This is a genomic window from Pararhizobium sp. (genome assembly GCF_035497515.1).
Lineage (GTDB): Bacteria > Pseudomonadota > Alphaproteobacteria > Rhizobiales > Rhizobiaceae > Pararhizobium.
The window spans coordinates 1-18,934 of record NZ_DATJDJ010000247.1; the positions used below are offsets into that span (position 1 = coordinate 1).

Here is an 18,934-nt window from a genome sequence, read left to right on the forward strand (position 1 = left end):
AACCGCCAGTTCGCGGCGCTCCTTCTCGGTGAGCATGGCGAGATCGAGAACCTTCTGCAGGTCGGCCGCATGGCGGAAGCCCGGTTCTTCCGTTTTGCCGGCCCGCACCGCATCGATGAAGCGCTGGTAGTTGGTCAACACCGTGCCAGCGTCGATATCCCTCCAGATGCCCTTCTCGATATCTTCGCCGAGGCAGGCCCGCAGCGTCGATCCATCCGGCGTATGGATGACCTCGATCGCTCCCTTGTCGCCATGCATGCGCAGGCGCAATTCGTTGAGGTGGCCGACGGCCCAGCGGCTGGCATGGATGACGCCCATGGCGCCGTTGGCGAATTCCGCCGTCATGGTAAAACTGTCATTCGCATCGAGATCATATTCACCGATCCGGTTACCCGGCGCCTTGTCGAAGGTCTTCAGGCGGGCGAAGATGTGATCGACATCGGTCGCGGCGCCATAACCGGCGAAATCGAGGATATGAATGCCGACATCGCCGAGCACGCCGTTCGAGCCATGCTTGGTGGAGAGCCGCCACAGCCACTGCGATTCCGTCGACCAGTCGCCCCAGGCCTTCGAGACCAGCCAACTTTGCAGATAGGAGGCCTCGATATGCCGCACCTTGCCGATATCGCCAGCGAGAACCATTTGCCGCGCCTTCTGGACCTCGGCAACATTGCGATAAGTCAGGTTGACCATGGTGACCAGGCCGGATTTCTCCGCAGCGGTCGCCATCTCGTCAGCCTTGGCATAGTCTTCCGCGAGCGGCTTTTCGCAGAGCACGTGCTTGCTGGCGGCAAGCAGCTTCAGCGTCGTCGGATAGTGGATCTTGTCCGGCGTCACGTTGGTGACCGCATCGAACGCGCCCCATTCGATCGCCTCGTCCAGCGAGGTGAAGGTCTGGCCAATATTGTGACGCGCGGCAAACGCCTGCACACGAACGAGGTCCACATCGACGGCGGCCACGAGTTCGACGCCGCTGATTGTGGCGAAGTTCATCGCATGGGTATTGGCCATGCCGCCGGTGCCGAGGATCAGGAGACGAACGGGCTGCATCACTTGTATCCTTCCTCGCCGGCCTGGTGCAGCCGTGGGCCGCGCTCGACGATCGGTTCCAGCGCCTTTTCGACGGGCACGTTCGGTGCATCATGAATGGGCGTATAGGTGCCCTGCGGATTGTAGGCCCACTTCACGGAATTGCGCAGGACCTTGTGGACATTGGCGTCGTGATAGGTCGGATATGTCTCGTGGCCGGGACGGAAATAAAAGATGTTGCCGGCGCCACGACGCCAGGTGAGGCCCGAGCGGAACACCTCGCCGCCGGCAAACCATGAGATGAACACGGTTTCCAGCGGCTCCGGAACCGAGAACTGCTCGCCGTACATTTCCTCGTTTTCGAGCACGAAATTCTCGTCGAGGCCCTCGGCGATCGGATGGCGCGGGTTGATGACCCACAGCCGCTCGCGCTCGCCCGCCTCGCGCCATTTCAGCGCGCAGGGCGTGCCCATCAGGCGCTTGAACGGCTTGGAGAAATGGCCGGAATGCAGCACGATCAGGCCCATGCCTTCCCATACGCGCCTGGCGACGCGCTCGACGATTTCGTCGGACACCGCACCGTGATCCTTGTGGCCCCACCAGAGCAGCACATCGGTCTTTGCCAGGCGCTCGACGCTGAGGCCATGTTCCGGCTCCTGCAGGGTCGCCGTCGCCGCCTCGATCGCCGGGTCCGTGTTCAGCGCCGCCGCAATCGTGGTGTGCATGCCGTTCGGGTAGATGCTCCGGACGATCTCGTTGGTCTGCTCGTGAATATTCTCGCCCCAGACAACCGCCTTGATGGTCATGGCCAACCTTTCTTCATTTTCCATCGACTTGGGATTCGATGGATTTGAAACCGCTTTCAATTTGAAGCGATAGAATCCGCCGCCTGCTTTTGCAAGCGGAAATCCATCACCCCGAATTGTTTAGTGAAAGCTGGATTTAGAGAAGACGTTGAGCACGACAACCCCGGCAATGATCAGCCCAAGCCCGAAAATCGCGGCAAGATCGAGCTTCTGGCCGAAGCCGAAAGTGCCGACCAGCGAGATCAGCACGATGCCGAGACCGCTCCAGACCGCATAGGCGATGCCCACCGGGATCGCCCGCAGCGTATAGGACAGGAAATAGAAGGCGATGGCGTAGCAGACCACCATGATGAGCGTCGGCACCGGCTTGGTGAAATGCTGGGCAGCCTGCATGGCGGAGGTTCCCAGCACCTCGAAGACGATGGCGATCACGAGCACGCCGTACAGCATTGCAGGGTTCATCTTGAGGCTCCAGGGATCCGTTATTGCAGGGAAAGGGCGATGAGATGGCTGCGCATCGTCTGGCGTGTCGGCTGATCGACGTCATGGCTCTTGAGGATATCCGCCAGCCACAGACCATCGGCGGCAAACCGCGCCAGCAGGCAGCCGGCCGAGGAATCGGTCCCCATGAACTCGTCTGCCCGATCCGCCACCCACAATTTCCAGCGCGCCCGCAATTGCGGCTCCGACAGGAGCGCGATGGTCAGGACCTGCCAGCCCTGCACATCCGCCTCGTCCTGCATCTGGAAGACGCAGGACAGATAGGCGCGCGTGAAGCGGCCATGCGCGACCGGATCCCTGCGCATTTCCTCGGCGATCATCCGGTCGAGCTTGCCGGTCAGGTCATCGAAGAGCCCGTCGAGCAGCGCCATCTTGTTGGGAAAATGATGCAGCAGGCCACCCTTGCTGACGCCGGCCGCCTGCGACACCGCATCGAGCGTCACGCCGGCAGCACCCTGCTCCAGCGACAGGCGCGCTGCGACCTCCAGCAATTGCTGACGGACGAGTTCGGGCTGCTTTCTTCTGTGGTGCGCGAGAGACATATCGCAGTAAAGATACCGTCTAGCCGGTTTGTCAACCGATTTCGTATTCCCCATCCGACGTGGTCAATCGACGCAACCGCGCCGATGCCGTGAAAATCATTGGAACGGTGCGGCGCGGCGCGGTAAAAAGACGCAGAAATCTGGAAAGCCATGATGACGGACGCGCAGACCGAAACCCTCTACAACGCCATCGGTGGCGACGACACCGTGCGCGCCTTGACGCATCGGTTCTACGAACTGATGGACACGTTGCCCGAGGCTGCCCGCTGCCGTGCTCTGCATCCGGCCGACCTTTCCGGCAGCGAAGAGAAATTCTACGAATACCTGACCGGCTGGCTCGGCGGCCCGCCGCTTTATACCGACAAGCGCGGCCATCCGCGGCTGAGAAGCCGCCATTTCGGCGCCTCGATCGGTGCTGTGGAACGGGCGGAATGGCTGCTGTGCTTCACCCGCGCGCTGGAAGAGACCGTCGCTCATCCGCAATTGCGCGCCATCATCCTCGAGCCGGTGACGCGGCTTGCCCATCACATGCAGAACAGGGACGAATAGACCATGCGAAACGGCCAATTGCGATCGGCAACCCTCTTCATTGCCGGCATGATGGGCGTCTACGGCGTGGCCAGCGCCGCGGCCGCCTCGCATGGGTCAGACCCGCACCTGCTGGGTGGCGCATCGGCCATGTGCCTGGCACATGCCCCTGCCCTGATCGCGCTCTATGCGGCCTGGACGATCCTACGCACTGCGCCGGTCGCAGCCCTGCTCCTGTCAGCGGGCACGGCACTGTTCGCAGGAGATTTGACAGCTCGGCACTTTCTCGGCCACGGGCTGTTCCCGATGTCGGCGCCGACGGGCGGCATCCTGATGATGGCCGGCTGGCTCGCGGTGGCAGTTGGCTGCGTCTTCAAACCCAAAGAGGCTTAAGCGCCCTGAACGACCGAAAAGCCCTCGAATTTTGGCGGGCCGAGATACATCTCCCGGTTATCCGCGGCGCTTTTGTGGGCGGCGCGGAAATTCTCCGACCTGGTCCATGCGGAAAAGGCGTCGCGGTTGTCCCAGATCGAACTGGAAACGAACAAAGTATAGCCTTCATCGACAATCGTCTCGCCACGCAACAGGCGAAACTCCTTGAATCCGGGAACTTCGGAGAGACTGGAATCACGGTTTTTCCAGACGTCCTCGAAGGCAGCTTCGTGACCGATGGCGATCCTGAACCTGTTCATGGCGAAATACATGCCGATATCCTCAAGCACTGGCCTTGTTGGGCGCAGCGACAGCCGCACCGGACGGGAACGGCAGGATATTATCCCTGGGCTCGGGCGCAAGCCCGAAAACCTCGCGAGCCTGCGGACGCGACTGCCATGCCGGAAACTCGGTGACGTTCGGATTGTCCTCGACCATCTGTGCCCGGCGCGTCAGAAGCTCGTAGAGTTCCGGAACCAGGCCATCGCCGGATTGCGAAGCCAGCTTGTGCAGTCCGATCATCATGAACTGATCGGGACGCTCATTGCTCATCATCTTATCTCCAAGACCTAGACACGCAAACCGCATCCGAAAATTGATCCATGCGGGACAATCAGCCAGCGTGGCTACGGTTCCCTTTCAAGTCGAGAAAAGCGCGTTCAAGGCTGGATTTGCTGCCGTTGCGCAAGGGCACGAAGGCCTTGCCCCACTTCTTGCAGCCGGTTTTCACCCGCAAACACGCATCATGACTGATACAGTCGATCGGGCAGAAGACGCAGTCGACAGAGGGCAGGATATTGTCGATGCGCGATACCGCCTCGCGCAGGCCGCCATCGTGATGGATGAGTTCGGCACCATGGGAGCTGGCGATCTGGCGCAGATGCGCCACCTGGCAATCACGGCCGCCGACATAAAGGAAGCTGCGGCCCTCCAGTTTATTGGCTTTCGCATCGGATGAAGAGGATGCATCGCGCGCATCGCTGTCGCGCGCCTGTTTCTGCTTCGGCTTCAGCTGGTTGCGCCGGTCGCCCATGTCCGTCTCCGCTCGTTTCCGGAATCGCCCGGCTTGCTGATCGTGACGGCACCCTATTTAACTTGAGGAAAAGAGTAAAGTATAAAGATGAATATTTTAGTCATGTTTTTTTGCCGGCATGGAGCGGCTTGCACATCACCGCCCGTCGTGCCGGCACACTACCGCCGGCCAAACTGAAGCGGCAAGACAAATGGCCAACTGCTGCGGCCCGCGCCTTCGGGAATTTTTGGCAAAGGCTCGGCCTTGCGCACAGCATTCAGGGCGGCCTCGTCGAGCACCGGCGATCCCGAGCCCTTGACGATCCGGACACCGCTGACACCACCGCTGGCCGATACCGTGAAGGCAACGGTCACCGTTCCCTTAACTCCCGCCCTGTCAGCCGATTTCGGATATTTGAAATGGCGCTGAACCTTGGAGCGGACCTTGCCCTTGTAGTTACTCTCCGCGGCATTGCCCAGGGCTTGGGAGACCTTACCCTTTTTCCCGGCATTCGAGCTGGCGGCGGCGTTTTCGGCGCCGTCGGCCTGCCCCTGCTTGGCCGATTCCACCTGATTGCCCTTGTCGCCCGCCTTCTTCTTGACGGGCTTCTTCTTCGGCTTTTCCTTCTCGGGCTCTTTCCTTGGCTCCGGCTTCTTTTCCGGCTCCGGCTTGATCTCTTCCGGCTCCGGCTCCGGCTTTTCCTCGGGAATGACTGTCTCCGCCGGCGCGACCGTGGCGGTGATCTCCGGCTGCTCCGCTGCGACCGGTGGCAGTTCCTCGGCGGGAAGAATGACGTCGGCTTCGGTCGGAATCACATCCGGCGGCGTTTCCGCCGTCACGTCCGACTGAATGGGCGGTATTTCCGCGACGTCGACGGGTTCCGGCTCCACTTCTTCCGGCTTGATCTCGTCGATTTCCTCGGTCTGCTCCGGATCTCCGGACAGGATCGTTTCCTCGAACGCATTGCCGAGCACCGCGACGTCCATCTCCTCGCCGCCTTCGACCATTGCCATTTCAGGCGGCTTGTCGCTCGGCTCGAACAGCTTTGCCGTTCCCGCATGCGCCAGCAGCGAAAGGACGATGGCCCCGGTCCATTTGATCGTATTGTTCATTCGAGATACCGATGCGAAACCCGCATCAGCCCTTCAATTCGACTGACGACTTCGATCCGGTCTTCAGGATCTTCATGCAGGCATCCTTGGCGACACCTTCACCGGTGCAGACCGGGGCATCGTTGATCAGCAGGCTTTTCACGGATTCGCATTTCGTGCCGGGAAGGTCGAACTGGCGGACCTTGGTCTTGCCGGCCGGCAGATCGCGAAAGTCGAGCACCGCCATCCGCTCGACCAGCCCTTTTCCATCGAACAGAACGAACTCGAACGAAACCTTGGCCAGTTCCTGCGCAAGGCCGTTGCTGGCGACGAAGGTGAGCTTGCAGCCTTTGTCGGACGGCGCAAGTTCATTGATCTCGACCGTGAGACTGCCGCTCGAATCCTGCGCCGCGGCGCCGGCGCCGGACGAGAGGATGGCAACCAGCGCCAGAGGCAGCAGTCGATTGAATTTCATCATTGTCCGTCCATTCCTGAAGATCGCCGATACGGCCATGCGAACATGCCCAGCACCACCGCGATCGTGTCCGCGCCAATAACTTGACTCTAAAATTCCTGTATTGCGTCCATAATAAAAGATGAGTAATGAAGTCAAGATACTAATCGCAATGACCCGGCCGCAAAGGGGGATCCATCCCCTGTTTTCGGCCGCCTGATCAGGGCCAGACGCCTGTGACACCCAATGAACAAGATGCCGGACCAGTCCCCGCGCCGGCCAACCAGACGCAGCGCATTGTCGAAAGTCGCGAGCTTTTTCGTGGCGACAACGAGATCCTGATCTCGCACGACGGCGCCATCTACCGAATGAAAATTACCCGCCAGGGCAAACTTATTCTAAACAAATAGGCCAACACATGACCCAGACGCTCCCGACCCCAGCCGAAATCCGTGCCTTTCGCGCGGCGAACCCGAAGATGCGCGAACGCGATATCGCAGCACAGATGGGCATTTCGGAAGCCGCCCTCGTTGCCGCCGAATGCGGACTGACCGCCATCCGCATCGATGGCGATGCCAACCGCTTCCTCGAGCGCGCTGCCGAGCTCGGCGAAGTCATGGCGCTGACCCGCAACGCGAGCGCCGTGCATGAAAAGATCGGCATGTTCGAAAACATCAAGCCGGGAAAACATGCCTCGATCGTGCTCGGCGAGAACATCGACCTGCGCATCTTTCCGGGTGCCTGGGCGCACGGCTTCGCCGTGACGAAGACGGATGGCGAGAACGTGCGCCGCAGCCTGCAGTTCTTCGACAAGCAGGGCACCGCCGTCCACAAGGTGCATCTGCGCCCCGCCTCCAATCTGGCGGCCTATGACAGCATCGTCGTGGCCTTCCGGCTGGAAGATCAATCACAGGAGTTTTCAGCGGTTGCCGCTGTCGAGAGCATTTCGGAAAACGAAAGCGCCGCGGTCGACGTCGCGGTGTTGCGCGACGAGTGGAGCAGGATGACGGACACGCATCAGTTCCATGGCCTGCTGCGCAAGCTGAAACTCGGCCGCCGTCAGGCGCTGGAGGCCGTCGGCGAGGATTTCGCCTGGAAATTGCAACCAGGCACGGTGGAAGACATGATGAGGGAATCGGCCAGGGTCGATCTGCCGATCATGTGCTTCGTCGGCAACCACGGCGTCATTCAGATCCATTCCGGCCCGGTCGCCAACATCCAGACCATGGGTCCCTGGCTGAACGTCATGGATCCGACATTCCACCTGCATCTGCGCACCGACCACCTCGCCGAAATCTGGGCTGTTCGCAAGCCGACCGCCGATGGCCACGTGACCTCGCTCGAAGCGCTCGACGCCAAGGGCGAGATGGTCATCCAGTTCTTCGGCAAGCGCAAGGAAGGCAATGCCGAGCGCGACGACTGGCGCACGATCATGGAAAACCTCCCCCGGCTCGACATCACCGAAGCTGCCTGAAGGAACCGACATGAAGACGCTCTACGATCTCCGACGGCTCCGTTCCTGGAAACTGGCTCTGGCGCTGTTTGCCGTATCCACGCCCTTCATCCTGCCGGTCGCCCTTCCGGACGGTCCGTCCTTCGTGCGTGCCGCCGTGGCGCAGGACATGCAGAAAGCCGATACATCACGCCTCGTCTCGGTCGGCGGCGCCGTGACCGAAATCATCTACGCCTTGGGCGAGGAAGGTCGGCTTGTCGGCCGCGATTCCACCAGCGTCTATCCGGAGGCGACCCACAAACTGCCGGATGTCGGCTACATGCGGCAATTGTCGCCGGAAGGCGTGATCGCCATCAATCCGAGCGCAATCATCGCCATCGAAGGTAGCGGCCCGCCGGAAACGCTGAACGTCCTCAAGGACGCCAAGATTCCCTTCCAGACCGTCTCGGAAAAATACGACCGCGAAGGCATCCTCGACAAGATCCGCACCGTTGGTGACTTCCTCGGCGTCCCGGAAAAGGCCGCGTCCCTTTCCAATCAGGTCAAGGCCGATCTCGACGCCGCCGTTGCCGATGCCGCCAAGCGCCCGGAAAGCGAGCGCAAGCGGGTGATTTTCATCCTCAGCGCCCAGGGCGGCAAGATCATGGCGGCCGGCGCCCACACTGCCGCCGACGGCATCATCGGGCTTTCGGGCGCCATGAACGCCACCGGCACCTTCTCTGGTTACAAGCCGCTGACCGACGAGGCCATCATCGAAGCCAGGCCCGATGTCGTGCTGATGATGACGCGCGGCGGCGGCCATGCCGCGAGCGACGACGAACTCTTCGCCCATCCGGCGCTGGCGTTGACACCCGCCGCCAAGACCAAAACGGTTATCCGCATGGACGGCCTGCACCTGCTCGGCTTCGGCCCGCGCACGGCAAGCACGGTGCGCGCGCTGAACGCGGCCATTTACGGAAAAACGAATGCCTCGCAGTGAAATGGCCGTGCATGACGACCAGCCTCTCTCCTTCGCCGCCCGTCTGATGTCCGAGTGGCAGAAGGGCGATCGCTCACGCTTGGCCCGGCTTTTGATCGGGGCGCTTTTCGTCGTCGTCATCGCCATGTTCGCCGCATCGATCATGACGGGTGCGGCGAACGCATCGCTGGGCAATGTGCTGCAATGGCTGCTTGGCGTGGGGGGTGCCGAACAGGCGCTCAGCGCCCGTGACCGCATCATCATCCTCGACATCCGCCTGCCACGCGCCGTGCTCGGCCTCCTGGTTGGCGCGTCGCTCGCTGTCTCCGGCGCCGTCATGCAAGGATTGTTTCGCAACCCGCTGGCCGATCCCGGCCTCGTCGGCGTTTCCTCGGGCGCCAGCCTTGGCGCGGTCCTCCTGATCGTGCTCGGCAGCACCTTCTTCGGTCCGCTCTTTGCCATTTTCGGTTTCTATGCCCTGCCGATCGCTGCCTTTCTCGGCGGGCTTGGAACCACCCTGCTCCTCTACAGGATCGCCACGCGCAGCGGCCAGACTTCGGTCGCGACCATGCTGCTGGCCGGCATCGCGCTCGGCGCCCTTGCTGGCGCCGCAACCGGCGTCCTCATCTTCGTCGCCGACGACAAGCAGTTGCGCGACCTGACTTTCTGGGGACTCGGCTCCCTTGCCGGCGCCAACTGGACGAAAATCCTGTCGGCCGGACCGATCATCATCGCCGCGCTGGCCGTCGTGCCGTTCCTGGCGCGCGGGCTGAATGCGCTGACGCTCGGCGAGGCCACGGCCTTTCACATGGGCATTCCGGTCCAGCGGTTGAAGAACATCGCCATCGTCAGCGTCGCGGCCTCGACCGGCGCATCGGTCGCGGTCAGCGGCGGCATCGGTTTCGTCGGCATCGTCGTGCCGCATGTCCTGCGGCTGGTCATCGGCCCGGATCATCGTTATCTGCTGCCCGCTTCGGCGCTGCTCGGTGGTACGCTGCTGATCTTCGCCGATATGATCGCCCGCACCGTCGTGCCGCCGGCGGAACTGCCGATCGGCATCATCACCGCCTTTGCCGGTGCTCCGTTCTTCCTGTGGATCCTCTTGCGCGGGCGTTCCCATATGGGGCTTTAGACCATGATCAAGGCACACAATCTCACCGTCAAACTGTCCGGAAAACTGGTGCTGCACGGCGTCGACATCGAGGCCGCGGCCGGCCAGTTGACCGCGATCGTCGGACCGAACGGCTCGGGCAAGACCACCAGCCTCAAAGCGATCGCCGGCGAACTGCCCCATAGTGGCTCCGTCAGCATTAACGGGCATGACATCGCGACACTGAAGCCCTGGGAATTGGCGCTGAAACGCGCCGTACTGCCGCAGTCGACCGTGATCTCCTTTCCCTTCACCGTGCGCGAGATCGTCCGCATGGGACTGTCCGTCGGCGCCAAGGCCGATGCCGGGGAAACGGATCGTATAGCAAAGGACGCGCTTGAAGCGGTCGATCTTTCCGGTTTTGCCGGCCGTTTCTACCAGGAGCTTTCCGGCGGCGAACAGCAGCGCGTGCAGCTTGCCCGGACGCTCTGTCAGTTGTGGAATCCGATGCAGCACGGCGAGCCCTCTTTCCTGCTCCTCGACGAGCCGGTCTCCAGCCTCGACATCCGCCATCAGCTGACAATCATGCGGCTGGCTCGGAATTTCTGCGCGCGCGGCGGCGGTGTCATCGCCATCATGCACGACCTCAATCTCACGGCCATGTTCGCCGACCGGATGATCATGGTCAAAGGCGGGCGCGTCGCCGCAGCCGGTCATCCCAACGAGGTGATGACGGATGCCGTCATGGAAACCGTGTTCGGCTGCGCCATGCGGGTGAATGCGACGCCGACAGGCAGCGTACCCTTCGTCCTGCCGCATACCGCGGTCGGCTAGAACTCCCCACCGGCGAGGGAACAAAATCAGCCCCGGTGCGTTGATGTGGCGAACCGTCGATGGGTGATGAATTCACGTGTCGGCACTGCCGCACACCGGGCCCAGTTGAAACTGCCGCCCTCCACATCAAGGAGCTTTCCCATGGCCAACGGTCTCTTCTCAGGTTCCAGCGCAAGAAAGCGTGTTCTCGAAACCCCGCTTGAAGACCAGATCAATGAAATCCGCGACGAAATCGCTTCCTTGGCAAAGCTTCTGTCGCAGGTTGGCGCCGATACCGCAAGGGACGCCCAGGCGAGAGCTTCGGACGCATCGAGGAATGTCCGCTCCCGCGCTCATGAGGCACGCGACACAGCCGAAGCCGGCCTGAACGACATCATCGCCAATGGCGAACTTTTGTTTGCCGAATTGCGCGACCGTTATGCCAGCACCGAGAAACAGGTTCGCCATACCGTGCGAGAACATCCTGTCGCGACACTCGGTGCCGCCGCTGCCCTCGGCCTTCTCGTCGCAGCCCTTATCCGTCGCTAGACAATGCTGACGAAGCGGCGCTACAGCGTCGCTTCAGTCGAACGGCCGGCGGGGGCAACGACCTTGTCGGTTTACCGTCGCTTCATCCCGCTTCGTCTGCTGGAGAATAAAATGGGTCCTTTGGTCGCCATGCTTTCGGGTCTTGTGGTGACGGATGTCAGCCTCAAGGTATCGCGCTACAAGCGCAATGGGGCGATGTGGCTTGTCGCTTCGCTGTTTTTCCTCACCGCCTACATCTTCATGCTGGTGGCCAGCGCGATCTATTTGAGCGCGATCTATACGCCGTTGATTGCCACCGCCATTCTTGCCATCGCCTCCCTTGTCATCGGCCTCGTCCTGATCGGCATAATCTATGCGCTCAACGCGCGAGACCGGCGCATCCTGGAAGACAAGCGTCGCCGGTCGCAGGCGCAGACGTCGCTGGCGGTTGCCACGGCATTCACGCTTTTTCGCCGCCAGCCGCTTCTTGCGGCAGGTCTCGCTCTCGGGGTCGGTACGGCCCTGGGTTTGATGCGCAAGCCGGCGGACAAGGATCGATCCTGACCGCAGGCGCCGGTCAGAGCGGCAAGCGCACGATGGCCGTCAGGCCGGCCGGCAGATATTCGACTTTTACCGAACTGCCCATCACCTTGTCGAGGCTGCGCTCGATCAGGATCGAGCCGAAACCACGGCGCGCCGGCTCCTCGACGGGCGGGCCGTCGACTTCGGTCCAGGTCATATGCAGGACGCGCCGCCCCTCCTCCTCATCAAGGCCCCGCGCCGTCAACACGATTTTTCCGCGCGGGACCGAGAGCGAGCCGTACTTCGCGGCATTGGTCGCCAGTTCGTGCAGGACGAGACCGAGGCCGACAGCCTGGTCGGGGCCCAAGAGAATCTCGTCCTTGTGCATCTCGATCTGCTTGTCATAATCCCGCACATGCGGCGACAATTGCTTGGCGAGCAGCGCCGACAGGCGGATCGCCCCCCATTCGTGATCGGAAAGCAGGCCATGCGCCTCCGAGATCGCCTGCAAGCGGCCGGCAAAGGCGGTCATGAACTGCTGCGGATCGCTGGTCTGGCGCAAGGTCTGGCGGGCAAGCGATTGCAGCATTGCCAGCGTGTTCTTCACCCGGTGATTGAGTTCCCGCAACAGAAGCCGGGTACGCTGGGTCGAGCTGTGCTCCTCGGTCACATCGATATTGATACCGAGGAAAACGGTCGGCTTTCCGGACGCATCGCGCTCGTGGACACGACCACGCCCGAGCAGCCAGCGCCCGCTGGAGGACACCCGGAACGTTCCGTCATATTCCTCGTCCGCGGCCATGGCAGCACGCAGCTTTACCAGTGTCGCAGCCCGATCTTCCTGATGGATGGCGGCAAAGATGTCCTTTGCCTGAACGCTCCGGGTCGCGGGCATGCCGAACATGCGCGCCATGGCCGTATTGCAGGAAACATTGCCGGATCGCACATCCCAGAGCCAGCTTCCCACATTCGCCGCGTCAAGCGCCATGACATGGCGCCGCTCTTCACGGGTAAGGGCAGCCTCCTTCAACGCCCGCTGACGTGCCTCATGCTTCAATTTGAAGAGCAAGGATGCCAGGCGCGCCAGACGCTGCAATTGCGCCACCCGTTCCGGCGGCACATCCCGGCGCGGCTTGACATCGAAAACACAGAGCGTACCGATCGGTTGCTCATCGACCAGCAGCGGAACGCCGGCGTAAAATCGCAGGAAGGGAGCACCCGTTACGCGCGGCTGGCCCGAAAATCGGGGATCGGCCTGGGCATCCGCAACGACCAGGGCCTCGCCATCGGCAATCGTATGAGCGCAGAAGGAATCACGGGACGAAGCCCGTTTTTCGTCCGTCCCGATAGCAGCCTTGAACCATTGATCCCGCGCATCCATGAGCGTCACGAGGGCAATTGGTGCATCGAAAAGCCCCGCGGCGATCGCGGCAAATTCCAGAAAATCGGTGTCCTGCTCCGCCATATCCGGAACGACCGAACGCAGAACGCCGAGCCGCCCGGCCGAAGCCAAAGCGGCGTGCACCTCTGCCTGCTGCTCAAGATTGTCTTCCGTCATGAATGTCCACATCCCAACACGGGCGCCGTTGATATTCCAGCTTGCGGCGTCGCCCCCGCGGAATGCCTGCCACAGTCTTGCCACAATTGCCATCCCTGACGCAATCACGGTATCTCGACATCATTGGCAGCGACGATAAACGCCCGCCCCGGCAAAATGAACCGTAGGCGGGCATCACAAGCGATATCAGGACATGAATGCCTTGGACGTCATCGGTGCCGACGTCGCGTCCGGACCATATTCATTCTCGCCGCTGACCTGCAGGATATCCTGAAGCCTCTGGCGCGCCCGGTTGACGCGACTCTTGATCGTTCCGAGCGCGCAGCCGCAGATTTCCGCCGCTTCCTCGTAGGAAAAACCCGATGCACCGACGAGAATGATGGCTTCGCGCTGGTCCGGCGGCAGGGTGTCGAGTGCACGCTTGAAATCCTGGAGATCAAGGGATCCGTATTGCGCCGGATGCTGGGCGAGCGACTCGGTGAAATAACCGTCGCTGTCCTGAACCTCCCGGCCACGCTTGCGCATCTGGCTATAAAGCTCGTTGCGCAGGATCGTGAACAGCCAGGCCTTCATGTTGGTGCCCATCTCGAAATGGTCCTGCTTGGCCCATGCCTTCATGATGGTATCCTGAACGAGATCGTCGGCACGGTCATGCCTGCCGATCAGCGACATGGCGAACGCACGCAGGCTCGGAAGCGCGGCAAGCATTTCGCGCTTGAAGCTCGGATCCTCAGACGTCTTTGCACCACTCATTCTGCAACATCCGTGACAGATTGGCGTTCGACAGCATCAAGCTTTTCGAGAAGATCGAGAAAACGATCCGGAATGGCCTCCTCCTGGACGGAGAGGTAAAGCGCGCGAAGTTTCGTGGCGATCTGCGCGTTTGGATGATTGGCCCGGTCTGATTTTTCAGCCCCTTGCCCAGCTCCGATTTTGTAGCTCATAAACACAAAATACCTTCAAATGTTTGTCTGGTCAGATAATGCGCCGCCAAAAAAATTGTTCCACCGGGAGGAACCTTTTTTTTGCGCCTGCGTTTCAATCCTGTCATGGCCGTAACCCGGGCCAGATTGAGGGAGTAATACATATGTCACTTTCCACCCGGATCGCTCCGTTCCTGCCCTATCTGCGTCGCTACTCGCGCGCATTGACCGGATCGCAGACATCGGGCGACGCGTATGTCGCAGCCGTTCTGGAAGCTCTGATCGCAGACGTCACAATTTTTCCGGAAGCCAGCAATGACAGGGTCGCCCTGTTTCAGTTGTACACCAAATTGTTCGGCTCCTCATCCGTGCTTATCCCCGAGCCGGTCTCGCCGTTCGCATGGGAAAAACGGGCCTCGATCAACCTCGCATCCGTCTCGCCGCTCGCCCGCCAGGCTTTCCTTCTGGTGTCCGTCGAGGGATTCCGCACCAGCGAGGCTGCCGAGGTTCTGGATACCACCGAAACCGGCATGAGCCAGTTGCTGGAACGCGCATCGGAAGAGATTTCGCGCCAGGTTGCGACCGACATCATGATCATCGAGGACGAACCGCTGATCGCCATCGATATCGAGCAGATGGTCGAAAGTCTCGGCCACAAGGTCACCGGCATCGCCCGTACGCGCGACGAAGCCGTTGCCCTTTTCAAGTCGACGCAGCCGAGCATGGTGCTGGCGGACATCCAGCTTGCCGATGGCAGTTCGGGCATCGACGCGGTCAACGACATCCTGAAGAACACCGCCATCCCGGTCATCTTCATCACCGCATTCCCGGAACGCCTGCTGACCGGCGAACGGCCGGAGCCGACCTTCCTCGTGACGAAGCCGTTCAACCCGGACATGGTCAAGGCCCTGATCAGCCAGGCCCTGTTCTTCAATGAATCCACCAGGGCGGCAGCCTGATCTGATTCACCCGGCTACGGGTACAAGCATCATCCGCCGGGGCGTCCGAAGGCCCCCGGCGCGGTTTTCTTTACTTGAACCGGCCCCGTTCGAGTCGCACCGATCGGATTGTTCTCGTTTCGTTGAGCCTGGACACAATCCGCCGACAGAATGAAAGGCGTATCGCGTGGGCAATGCAGGCATTCCAACCGTCACCGGGACCGATGCTGCTGCGCGCATGGTCATGATGGAGCTGGTTCTGGAAAAATCCGGCTCGGGATATCTTTATCATTCGGACGACCTGGCTGTCTCTTTGTCCGGCAATCTGCCGGAAGCCTTGCAACCCCTGGCCCGGAAGTCCGAAGCCTTGCAGGACGTGTTGGGCGCGGATGAAAGCGCTCGACTGGACCGCCTGAAGGAAGAGGTTGCCCGCAGCGGAACCGGTGCCTCCACCGAGGTCGATGTTCCCGCCCCCTCCGGCATCCTTACCTTTCGCATCGATATCGAACGCATGGAGGACACTGGCATGGCCGGCATTCTCATGGTCATGACCGACATTTCCGAAACTCGCCACCGCGAACGCATTCTCAAGACCCTGCTGCGAGAACTCAGCCATCGTTCAAAGAACCTTCTCGCCATCATCCAGGGCATTGCTACCCAGACCGCGCGTCAGGCCCTGTCGCTCGATACGTTTCTCGCCAAGTTTCGCGGGCGAATCCAGTCGCTCGCCTATTCGCAGGACCTCGTCACCGATTCCAGCTGGCGCGGCGCCTATCTTTTCTCACTGACCGAGCGGCAGCTCAGCGCCTACTGGCCGGAAGCGGAAAACCAGATTTCCGTCTCGGGCATCAACGCTCATCTGTCACCCAACGCGACCCTGCATATCGGCCTTGCCCTGCATGAACTGATCGTCAACTCGGCATCACATGGCGCCATTTCCGCCGGTGTGAATTCACTTTCCATCGATTGCTTCGAGACCATCTACGACAGCCACAAGGCAATCGAACTCGCCTGGATCGAGCATCTGCCAACCACGTCGGCACCGAACGAACCAGACGAACACACATTCGCGCGCACCGTGCTGGAACGGGTCGTGCCGATCGCGATCGGTGGCAAGGCGCTGTACGTGACGACGCCGGATCGCGTCGAATATCGCCTCACCATTCCGTCACGGGAATACGAAATCATCACCCACGCCGCAAAATAGCCAAGGCTAAATGCGCCGGGGCCGATCCACGCTTCACATCTCACTGCGGGAAAAAGGACAGCCAGTGCCCGGGGGAGGCACTGGCTGATATCGACAACTCACCGAGGGGGCGTGTGAGTTGGAATACCGGATCAGTGTTGGGGCGTTCGCATTGGGGGCGATGCGAACCAGTGTCCGGACATGCAAGAAACTGCGGAGCGCGAAAAAGGTTCCGGCCATTTTTCTTTTTTTACAAGTTTTTTTCAACGTCCGAAATCGGCTCTCTCAAAGCGCTTCGATCTCGGCCCTGTGCCGGTAAAGGCTGAGGAACTTGCGGTAATCCCGATCATAGGTTGCGCGCATATCCGGATTGGGATGGCGCTCGTGCCCGCCCGGCGACATGGTCGGTCCGGCCACGCGCAAATCCGGATAGAGACCGCCGGCTACGGACGCGACCATGGCCGTGCCGAGCAGGACCGCGTCATTGGTCTCCGGCACCACCACGGTGCAACCGGTGACGTCGGAATAAAGCTCCATCAGCAGCGGATTGCGCACATGGCCTCCGGTAATGTGCAGTGTATCGAGTTCGTACCCCGCCTTCTTCATCATTTCGAGGATGTGGCGGATGCCGAGCGCGATGGCAACGCAGGTGCGCCAGTAGAGCCGGCAGAGCGCATCGAAAGAGCTGTCGAGCGTCAGGCCGCTGATGACACCCAGCGCATGCGGGTCGGCCAGCGGCGAACGGTTGCCATGGAAATCCGGCAGGACATGCAGACGCGAGGCGAAATCGAGCCCATGGACGGCCCGCAGTTCCTGTATCCTCAAGACGATACGTGCATGGATTTCGGCATCCGGCTCACCGCCGGCGCTATGGCTGCGCACCACATGGTCGAGCAGCGCGCCGGTTGCCGATTGCCCGCCCTCGATCAGCCAGCACTCGGCAAAGGCAGCCTCGAAATAAGGCCCCCACATGCCGAAGCCGGGCTTCATATCCCGGGAAAAGGCAACGATGCAGCTGGATGTGCCGGCGATCAGCGCCAGCTGTCGTTCCAGTCGTTCAGGCTCCCCGGCAAAGCCACCCAACACACCGATCGCGCCGGCATAGGCGTCGATCAGGCCCGTCGCCACCTGGCAGTCTTCGTTCAGGCCAAGTTCGGCCGCCGCCATGGCGGTCAGATGCCCGGTCGACTGCCCGACAGGCAGTGTCTTTTCAGGCAGGCCGCCGCGCTCGCGCAGATCCTCGAGCCCGATCTTCTCAAGGAAGGCCTGCTGCCAGCCGGCCTTCTCATGCGAGAGGTAGTTCCATTTCGATGTCAGCGTACAGCGCGAGCGCGCCTCGTTGCCGGTCGCCCGCCAGGACATGAAATCGGCAAGATCGAAGAAATAGCCAGCCTTTTCCCATTGTTGCGGCAGGTTCTGCTTCAGCCACATCAGCTTCGGCATCTCCATCTCAGGCGACATCACGCGGCCGGAATGATCGAGCACCGGATGGCCGGTCGCGGTACAGAAATCCGCTTGGCTGAGAGCGCGATGATCGAGCCAGACGATCGTATCCCAGCGCGGGTCGCCCTTGCGGTTGACGGAGAGCGGCGCACCGTCCCTGTCGCGAACCACAAGAGAGCAGGTTGCATCGAAACCGATCGCGGCGACCGCTTCGGCCGGGACGCCGGCCTTGGCGCGCGCCGTCTTGACGGCGATGCAGACGGCCGCCCAGATATTTTCGGAATCGTGCTCGGCGTGATTTTCCTCGGGCCGATTCATCGCAATCGGATAATCCGCCCGGGCCAACTGCTTGCCATGGCTGTCGAAAATGCCCGCACGGGCGCTGCCGGTTCCGACATCGACGGCAACGATCAGATCGCGCATTAACTAGCGTTCCCGTCCCTTTGTTCTTTCCGGACAAAATGGATCAATTCCCGCATGTCGTCAAACAGGACGTCAGGTTCCAATTGTCGCAAGGTCGCCAGATGGCGTTCGGACCTGGCATGGGACGCGCCGGCAAAGGCGAAAACCCGCATGCCCGCCGCCTGGGCCGCCTCGATGCCGGCGGGACTGTCTTCCACCACGATGCAATTTTCCGGCGGGGTTTGCATGCGGGCAGCGGCGTAAAGGAAAAGATCAGGCGCCGGCTTGCCCCTTTCCACCATGGAAGCGCTGAAAAGATGGGGCTCCAGCTTGCCGATCAGCCCGGTTATCGTCAGCGACAGCCGGATCCGTTCCAACTGGCTGGAGGACGCGACACAACGCGCGATGTCCAACTCGTCAAGGGCCGAGGCAATGCCCGCGACCGGCTGCAGTTCCTGACGAAAACGCTGGTAGAGATCGAGGCGCATTTCCTCAAGAAAATGATCATCGACCGCGAGACCATAGTCCTCATGCAAAATATCCGACATGGTCTTCAGGCTCTTGCCGAGGAATCGCTCCGTGGCCTCCTCTGCATCCATGTCGACGCCGGCATTGCGCAACACCCGGACGAGCACGTCGAGCGACAATGGCTCGCTGTCGACCAGAACACCGTCACAGTCGAAGATCACCAGCTTGGGCGGATGCACGGTCATGATGATCAGACC

At 61.3% G+C, this 18,934-nt stretch carries 26 protein-coding genes; 11 read left to right on the forward strand and 15 right to left on the reverse strand.

Annotated features, from left to right (window positions below):
- From VL202_RS25630 to VL202_RS25645, 4 genes are all read right to left on the reverse strand, one after another.
- Positions 1-1,050: Gfo/Idh/MocA family oxidoreductase (locus tag VL202_RS25630; RefSeq protein WP_325466877.1), on the reverse strand; the 1,050-nt coding region annotated here is incomplete at its 3' end.
- The gene (locus VL202_RS25635) at positions 1,050-1,835 is read right to left on the reverse strand and encodes a ThuA domain-containing protein (RefSeq protein WP_325466878.1); all 786 of its coding nucleotides are present in this window, start codon (positions 1,833-1,835) and stop codon (positions 1,050-1,052) included. The genes VL202_RS25630 and VL202_RS25635, both read right to left, overlap by 1 nt.
- A gap of 120 nt (positions 1,836-1,955) precedes the next feature.
- On the reverse strand, positions 1,956-2,297 hold the full coding sequence (locus tag VL202_RS25640; protein ID WP_325466879.1) for a multidrug efflux SMR transporter: 342 nt from the start codon (positions 2,295-2,297) through the stop codon (positions 1,956-1,958).
- A gap of 20 nt (positions 2,298-2,317) precedes the next feature.
- Positions 2,318-2,878, reverse strand: a complete 561-nt coding sequence (locus VL202_RS25645; RefSeq protein WP_325466880.1) for a TetR/AcrR family transcriptional regulator — start codon at positions 2,876-2,878, stop codon at positions 2,318-2,320.
- Between the two features lie 153 nt (positions 2,879-3,031).
- On the opposite strand from VL202_RS25645, the gene VL202_RS25650 reads away from it, so the two are divergent.
- On the forward strand, positions 3,032-3,427 hold the full coding sequence (locus VL202_RS25650) for a group II truncated hemoglobin (protein WP_325466881.1): 396 nt from the start codon (positions 3,032-3,034) through the stop codon (positions 3,425-3,427).
- Between the two features lie 3 nt (positions 3,428-3,430).
- Positions 3,431-3,799, forward strand: coding sequence for a DUF423 domain-containing protein (locus tag VL202_RS25655; protein ID WP_325466882.1), 369 nt, complete (start codon positions 3,431-3,433; stop codon positions 3,797-3,799).
- Here VL202_RS25655 and VL202_RS25660 read toward each other — a convergent pair.
- The 5 genes from VL202_RS25660 to VL202_RS25680 form a co-directional block, all read right to left on the reverse strand.
- The gene (locus VL202_RS25660; RefSeq protein WP_325466883.1) at positions 3,796-4,110 is read right to left on the reverse strand and encodes an antibiotic biosynthesis monooxygenase; all 315 of its coding nucleotides are present in this window, start codon (positions 4,108-4,110) and stop codon (positions 3,796-3,798) included. The genes VL202_RS25655 and VL202_RS25660 overlap by 4 nt on opposite strands.
- Positions 4,111-4,120: 10 nt before the next feature.
- Positions 4,121-4,390 (reverse strand): hypothetical protein, encoded by a 270-nt coding sequence (locus VL202_RS25665; protein WP_325466884.1) that lies wholly within the window; start codon positions 4,388-4,390, stop codon positions 4,121-4,123.
- Positions 4,391-4,451: 61 nt separating this feature from the next.
- Positions 4,452-4,871, reverse strand: a complete 420-nt coding sequence (locus tag VL202_RS25670; RefSeq protein WP_325466885.1) for a DUF2325 domain-containing protein — start codon at positions 4,869-4,871, stop codon at positions 4,452-4,454.
- A 158-nt stretch (positions 4,872-5,029) separates the two neighbouring features.
- Positions 5,030-5,962 (reverse strand): TonB family protein, encoded by a 933-nt coding sequence (locus VL202_RS25675; protein WP_325466886.1) that lies wholly within the window; start codon positions 5,960-5,962, stop codon positions 5,030-5,032.
- Between the two features lie 25 nt (positions 5,963-5,987).
- Positions 5,988-6,419 (reverse strand): hypothetical protein, encoded by a 432-nt coding sequence (locus VL202_RS25680; RefSeq protein WP_325466887.1) that lies wholly within the window; start codon positions 6,417-6,419, stop codon positions 5,988-5,990.
- A 212-nt stretch (positions 6,420-6,631) separates the two neighbouring features.
- On the opposite strand from VL202_RS25680, the gene hemP reads away from it, so the two are divergent.
- The 7 genes from hemP to VL202_RS25715 all read left to right on the forward strand — a co-directional run bounded on the left by hemP (position 6,632) and on the right by VL202_RS25715 (position 11,801).
- Positions 6,632-6,805: a hemin uptake protein HemP gene (gene hemP, locus VL202_RS25685; RefSeq protein WP_325466888.1), complete on the forward strand. Its 174-nt coding sequence runs from the start codon at positions 6,632-6,634 to the stop codon at positions 6,803-6,805.
- An 8-nt stretch (positions 6,806-6,813) separates the two neighbouring features.
- Positions 6,814-7,869 (forward strand): hemin-degrading factor, encoded by a 1,056-nt coding sequence (locus VL202_RS25690; protein WP_325466889.1) that lies wholly within the window; start codon positions 6,814-6,816, stop codon positions 7,867-7,869.
- A gap of 10 nt (positions 7,870-7,879) precedes the next feature.
- Positions 7,880-8,827 (forward strand): hemin ABC transporter substrate-binding protein, encoded by a 948-nt coding sequence (locus tag VL202_RS25695; protein ID WP_325466890.1) that lies wholly within the window; start codon positions 7,880-7,882, stop codon positions 8,825-8,827.
- Positions 8,814-9,938: an iron ABC transporter permease gene (locus tag VL202_RS25700; RefSeq protein WP_325466891.1), complete on the forward strand. Its 1,125-nt coding sequence runs from the start codon at positions 8,814-8,816 to the stop codon at positions 9,936-9,938. The genes VL202_RS25695 and VL202_RS25700 overlap by 14 nt, the downstream gene beginning before the upstream one ends.
- Before the next feature lie 3 nt (positions 9,939-9,941).
- Positions 9,942-10,730 (forward strand): heme ABC transporter ATP-binding protein, encoded by a 789-nt coding sequence (locus VL202_RS25705; protein ID WP_325466892.1) that lies wholly within the window; start codon positions 9,942-9,944, stop codon positions 10,728-10,730.
- A gap of 141 nt (positions 10,731-10,871) precedes the next feature.
- Positions 10,872-11,258: a hypothetical protein gene (locus VL202_RS25710; RefSeq protein ID WP_325466893.1), complete on the forward strand. Its 387-nt coding sequence runs from the start codon at positions 10,872-10,874 to the stop codon at positions 11,256-11,258.
- Between the two features lie 111 nt (positions 11,259-11,369).
- Entirely contained in the window at positions 11,370-11,801 is a 432-nt protein-coding gene (locus VL202_RS25715) for a hypothetical protein (protein ID WP_325466894.1), read from the forward strand.
- A gap of 13 nt (positions 11,802-11,814) precedes the next feature.
- On the opposite strand, the gene VL202_RS25720 is transcribed toward VL202_RS25715, so the two are convergent.
- From VL202_RS25720 to VL202_RS25735, 4 genes are all read right to left on the reverse strand, one after another.
- Positions 11,815-13,317, reverse strand: a complete 1,503-nt coding sequence (locus tag VL202_RS25720) for a sensor histidine kinase (RefSeq protein ID WP_325466895.1) — start codon at positions 13,315-13,317, stop codon at positions 11,815-11,817.
- Positions 13,318-13,503: 186 nt separating this feature from the next.
- Complete coding sequence (locus tag VL202_RS25725) at positions 13,504-14,070, reverse strand: RNA polymerase sigma factor (protein ID WP_325466896.1); 567 nt, start codon at positions 14,068-14,070, stop codon at positions 13,504-13,506.
- Positions 14,067-14,261, reverse strand: coding sequence for a NepR family anti-sigma factor (locus tag VL202_RS25730; protein ID WP_325466897.1), 195 nt, complete (start codon positions 14,259-14,261; stop codon positions 14,067-14,069). The genes VL202_RS25725 and VL202_RS25730 overlap by 4 nt, the downstream gene beginning before the upstream one ends.
- Complete coding sequence (locus tag VL202_RS25735) at positions 14,258-14,404, reverse strand: hypothetical protein (protein ID WP_325466898.1); 147 nt, start codon at positions 14,402-14,404, stop codon at positions 14,258-14,260. The genes VL202_RS25730 and VL202_RS25735 overlap by 4 nt, the downstream gene beginning before the upstream one ends.
- Between VL202_RS25735 and VL202_RS25740 the strand changes: the two genes are divergently transcribed.
- Positions 14,405-15,199: a response regulator gene (locus VL202_RS25740; RefSeq protein ID WP_325466899.1), complete on the forward strand. Its 795-nt coding sequence runs from the start codon at positions 14,405-14,407 to the stop codon at positions 15,197-15,199. It abuts the gene before it with no gap.
- Between the two features lie 166 nt (positions 15,200-15,365).
- Positions 15,366-16,385: a sensor histidine kinase gene (locus tag VL202_RS25745; protein ID WP_325466900.1), complete on the forward strand. Its 1,020-nt coding sequence runs from the start codon at positions 15,366-15,368 to the stop codon at positions 16,383-16,385.
- 264 nt (positions 16,386-16,649) lie between these two features.
- Here the strand turns inward: VL202_RS25745 and VL202_RS25750 are convergent, their stop codons facing one another.
- Both VL202_RS25750 and VL202_RS25755 read right to left on the reverse strand, forming a co-directional pair.
- Positions 16,650-18,230, reverse strand: coding sequence for an FGGY-family carbohydrate kinase (locus VL202_RS25750; RefSeq protein ID WP_325466901.1), 1,581 nt, complete (start codon positions 18,228-18,230; stop codon positions 16,650-16,652).
- Entirely contained in the window at positions 18,230-18,922 is a 693-nt protein-coding gene (locus tag VL202_RS25755; protein ID WP_325466902.1) for an HAD family hydrolase, read from the reverse strand. Before VL202_RS25755 ends, VL202_RS25750 begins: the two co-directional genes overlap by 1 nt.
- Positions 18,923-18,934: the final 12 nt, after the last annotated feature.